Raw genomic sequence first — 4,553 nt, forward strand, 5'->3', positions numbered from 1 at the left:
TGGTCCGCACCGAGGGTTCGCAGTGGACGTCTCACCCGGGAGGAGCCGGGTGGAACGTCGCACGCTCGCTTGCACGGCTTGGCGTGCCGAGCGCGTTTGCCGGTGCGCTTGGGCACGACTGCTTTTCCGACGAGCTCTGGAACGCTAGCGCGCGAGCCGGCCTCGACATGCGGTTCATTCAGCGGGTCGAACGGACGCCGCTGCTAGCGATCGTTCACGAGACAAGACCGCCGGCTTACTTTTTTGTGGGCGATGCGAGCGCCGATCTCGCCTTTGACCCGACGAGGCTCCCCGAGAGCTGGATGGCGAAGGTACAGTGGGCGCATTTCGGTGGCATCAGTCTGGCCCGGCCGCCGCTGGCCACGACGCTTGCCGCGCTCGCTGCGCAGTTGCGCGCGCACGGCGTGAAAATCAGCTTTGATCCGAACTACCGCACCCTGATGGACCAGGGTTATCGTCCGATGCTCGAAACGATGGCCTCGCTCGCCGACATCATCAAAGTATCCGATGAAGATTTGCGGGGACTCTTTCGCACCGACGAGCAATCGGCCATCGAGACGCTGCACGCGATGAATCGCGAAGCGACGATCCTGGTGACGCGCGGCGCCGAAGCCGCGACGCTGATCGCTCGCGGACGGACGATCGAGGCGGTGCCGCCGCGCGTCGAGGTCGTCGATACCGTGGGTGCCGGCGACGCATCCGTTGCCGGCTTGCTCTTTAGCCTGATGCGCCGGCCGCAATATGGTTGGTTTGAGCACGTCTCGTTTGCTCTGGCGGCGGGCGCCGCCGCATGCCGCTACCCGGGTGCGCATTCGCCGAGCGTGGAAGAAGTGACGGCACTGCTACGGGTGACCTGACACCGCGGCTCGGGGCAAGCTCCCCTCCTTATTCGGCCCTTCAAGACGATGGAATATCTTCACTAACCACGTGCTACGATGCCAAGCATCCACTCGCGATGAGAGGAACGCATCATGGACGACGTCACCTACACCAAGGGTATCTACACGGCGACCGTGACGGTGCGCCAGCTCGACGACGGACAGTTCCAAGGCGTCGTCTCGCTGGCCCGCGATGACGCGGCCGACCTCGAGACGACGTCCTATGAGGTCGAGACCCCGAATACGACGGCATCCGAAGCGCTCGAGGAAGGCAAGGCGCTTGCACACCGGATACTCGGAGAAATCGAACTCTAGCGAGACGGTGAGCGGCACCGAGCCGCATCTCATCGCGCACTTTCGCATATTTCCGACGCTCGCCGGAGCAAGGCGAAGGGAGGGAAACATGACTGAACAACTCTATCTTTACGGCGTCTATTCGATTCACGTACGACCGATTCCACTGGCAGGCGCACATTGGGATGCCGAATATGAGATCCGGCACCGGGACAAGGCCGTGCAACCGTGGACGACGGTCGGTGGTGACGATGGCTATCCGAAGGAAGACGATGCCATGGAAGCGGCCCACCTGCAGGCGGTGGCCGACATTGAGCATGGCGCAGGCGTTCCGAAGCCCAAGGCGTTCCCCTGATTATTGGTGGATGCTTGTCGTCGAATGCAATGAGGCCGGCGTGGCGTGATGAATTGAGTCACGCTACCGGTTCACGTCGATTTCACTCCTGAGCCGCGCACGCCATACCTCACGCACTATGCGCGACGCGCGCGAACACGCCAAGCTTCATACGTCAGTTTCCGGCCGTCGCTGACGCCGTTTCACGAGCCCATGTCCGGGCAAACCCACGGCGCTTGAGCCGGCGAAGTGCATAACCGCACGATTTCCCCCGAAAACCTCCGCTTTGCGAATAAATCCCCGCAGCTGAACCCATCGACAACGATATAAAGAAAAAACGTTCCGACGCTGCCGGAGAACAATAAAAGTCGGACGGCCAAGCAGAACAAGCCGACGAACGCAGTGAATCGAGAACAGGAGGCATCGATGACCGCCCGTGCGCCGATCGACGCAATGCCTACGCTGTTGAACTACCGCCTCACCGACAACCTCACCGCCACACGCGGGCGCATCTTCATCACGGGAACGCAGGCTCTCGTGCGGATCATGCTCATGCAGCGCCGGCTCGATCGCGCACGCGGAGTGAATACGGCCGGCTTCGTGAGCGGCTACCGCGGCTCGCCGCTCGGCATGGTCGATCAAGCGCTGTGGAAAGCTAAGGGGCTGCTCGACGCCCACGAGGTTCGCTTCCTCCCCGCCATCAACGAAGAGCTTGCCGGCACGGCGGTGCTCGGTACGCAACGCGTCGAAGCTGACGAAGCGCGGACCGTCGATGGCGTATTTGCCATGTGGTACGGCAAAGGCCCGGGCCTGGACCGCGCGGGCGATGCGCTGAAGCACGGCAACGCCTACGGCGCGTCCCCGCGCGGCGGTGTGCTCGTCGTCGCGGGGGATGATCACGGGTGCGTGTCGTCGTCGATGCCACATCAGAGCGACTTCACGATGATGGGCTGGCACATGCCGATCGTGAACCCCTCGAACGTTACCGAGATGATCGAGTTCGGCGCCTATGGCTTCGCACTCTCGCGCTTCTCGGGTGCGTGGATCGGGTTCAAGGCGATTTCGGAAACCGTCGAATCGGGCTCGAGCGTCGACCTTGACTCATTGACGACCGAGTGGACCGCACACGTCGACCCGAACATGCCAGCAGGTGGATTGCATAACCGCTGGCCCGACCTGCCGAGTCTCGCCATCGAAGCACGCCTCGCAGCCAAGCTTGACGCCGTGCGCCGCTTCGCGCGCGCAAACAGCATCGACCGCTGCCTCGCCCCGAGCCCTCAGGCAAACGTCGGCATTGTGACCTGCGGCAAGGCGCATCTCGACGTCATGGAAGCGCTTCGACGCCTCGGGCTGACCGCCGCCGACCTCGATACTGCGGGAATCCGTATCTACAAAGTCGGGTTGTCGTTTCCGCTCGAAACGACCCGTATCGACGCGTTCGTTCAAGGTCTCGACGAAGTGCTCGTGATCGAGGAAAAAGGCCCCGTCGTCGAGCAGCAGATCAAGGAACATCTCTACAATCGCGCCGCACAGCACCGACCGTTCATCATCGGCAAGCACGATGCCCATGGCCAAGCCCTGCTATCCGCGCTCGGCGAGCTGCGGCCCTCACGCGTGCTTCCTGTCTTGGCGCAATGGCTTGCGCGCCACAAACCCGCACTCGATCGACGCGAACGCGTGGTTGAACTCGTCGCCCCGCCCATCCTCGCGAACGAGGCCGATGCCGTTAAGCGCATGCCCTACTTCTGCTCGGGCTGCCCGCACAACACGTCGACGAAGGTGCCCGAAGGCTCGATCGCGCAGGCAGGTATCGGCTGTCACTTCATGGCATCGTGGATGGACCGGGACACGATGGGGCTGATCCAGATGGGCGGCGAAGGCGTCGACTGGGTATCGCATTCGATGTTCACGAGAACGCGTCACATTTTTCAGAACCTCGGCGACGGCACCTATTTTCATTCGGGCATTCTTGCCATCCGTCAGGCAGTCGCGGCTAAGGCAAATATCACCTACAAGATCCTCTACAACGACGCGGTCGCGATGACGGGCGGGCAGCCCGTCGACGGCAGCATCTCGGTGCCGCAGGTGGCTCGCCAGGTCGAGGCCGAAGGCGTGTCGCGGTTTGTCGTCGTCTCCGACGAACCGGAAAAGTACGATGGCCATCACGGCCTCTTTCCGAAGGGCACCACGTTTCACCATCGACGTGAACTCGACGCCGTCCAGCGCGAGCTGCGCGAAGTCGCAGGCGTCAGTGTGCTCATTTACGACCAAACCTGTGCGGCCGAAAAGCGCCGCCGCCGCAAGAAAGGGCAGTTTCCCGATCCGGGAAAGCGCCTCTTCATTAACGAGGCAGTGTGCGAGGGCTGCGGCGACTGCGGCGCACAGTCGAATTGCCTTTCAGTCGAAGCGCTCGAGACGCCGCTCGGACGCAAGCGTCGCATCGACCAATCGTCATGCAACAAGGATTTCTCCTGCGTCAACGGCTTTTGCCCCAGCTTCGTGACGATTGAAGGCGGTAAGCTCAAAGAAACCGTTGGCGCCGCGTTCGACGAAGCGGCCCTCGTCGCGCACGTCGCTCGTCTGCCGCGGCCGACTGCGACGCTCGATGCCGCGCCGTACGACATCCTCGTAACCGGCGTGGGCGGAACCGGGGTTGTGACAGTCGGCGCACTTATCTGCATGGCCGCTCATCTCGAAGGTCGAAGCGCCTCCGTGCTCGATTTCATGGGCTTCGCCCAAAAGGGCGGTGCCGTGCTCTCGTTCGTGCGTTTTGCTGCACGCGACGCATGGCTCAACCAAGTGCGCATCGATACCCAGCAGGCCGACCTGCTCCTTGCTTGTGACATGGTCGTCGGTGCAAGCGCCGACGCATTGCAGACCGTGCGCCATGGCCGCACGCGCATCGTCGTCAATACCCATGCGATTCCGACCGGGACGTTCGTGCAAAACCCCGACGCCAACCTGCATGCCGATGCCCTGCTCGAGAAAATGCGGCATGCGGCGGGCGCCGGATTCATGTCCAGTTGCGATGCGCAGGCGCTCGCTTC

Annotated in this window: 4 protein-coding genes; all 4 read left to right on the forward strand. The window is 62.7% G+C overall.

Annotated features, from left to right (window positions below; translation table 11 throughout):
- Positions 1-857 (forward strand): carbohydrate kinase (locus VL598_RS12765; RefSeq protein ID WP_325327092.1); only part of this gene is annotated, 857 nt, incomplete at its 5' end.
- A 114-nt stretch (positions 858-971) separates the two neighbouring features.
- Entirely contained in the window at positions 972-1,193 is a 222-nt protein-coding gene (locus tag VL598_RS12770; RefSeq protein ID WP_325327093.1) for a hypothetical protein, read from the forward strand.
- Positions 1,194-1,281: 88 nt separating this feature from the next.
- Positions 1,282-1,527 carry a hypothetical protein gene (locus VL598_RS12775; RefSeq protein WP_325327094.1) on the forward strand — a complete coding sequence of 82 codons (246 nt, stop codon included), beginning with the start codon at positions 1,282-1,284 and terminating at the stop codon, positions 1,525-1,527.
- 405 nt (positions 1,528-1,932) lie between these two features.
- A partial coding sequence (locus tag VL598_RS12780) for an indolepyruvate ferredoxin oxidoreductase family protein (RefSeq protein WP_325327095.1) occupies positions 1,933-4,553 on the forward strand: 2,621 nt, incomplete at its 3' end.

Origin of the sequence: Trinickia sp. (assembly GCF_035492435.1) — a bacterium.
In the GTDB taxonomy this organism is placed as follows: Bacteria; Pseudomonadota; Gammaproteobacteria; order Burkholderiales; family Burkholderiaceae; genus Trinickia.